Annotated in this window: 1 pseudogene; it reads right to left on the bottom strand. The window is 43.1% G+C overall.

Going from position 1 to position 290, the window contains the following annotated elements:
• Positions 1-290, bottom strand: a pseudogene (locus NE473_RS31975) (carbohydrate ABC transporter permease); the annotation flags it as partial.

Below are 290 nucleotides of genomic sequence, written 5' to 3'. Positions count from 1 at the left end.
ATCCCAGGTACAGAAGAACCAGACCGTACATGGAGTTTAAGTATAAATCGTTGGCCGTCTTGGACATGGTGAACATAACCATCTGGAACGGTACAATCATGGCAAATACAAAGATATAGAAAAGAATGCTGTTAAATTTCGATTTCACTCTGGTAATGTACCATGCCGTCATGGAGGTATACAGTACAATTACCGCTACGGAGCAAACCGTAATAAACAGAGACCTTCCAAACGCCGGGAAAAATCCGGTCTTCCTCACACATTCGAAATAGTTCGTAAGGGCCACGTAG

It is taken from the genome of Hungatella sp. SL.1.14, from assembly GCF_024460495.1.
GTDB lineage: Bacteria > Bacillota > Clostridia > Lachnospirales > Lachnospiraceae > Hungatella > Hungatella hathewayi.
The sequence above is the reverse complement of the archived record's forward strand: the minus strand, read 5'-3'. Positions and strand labels throughout refer to the sequence as shown.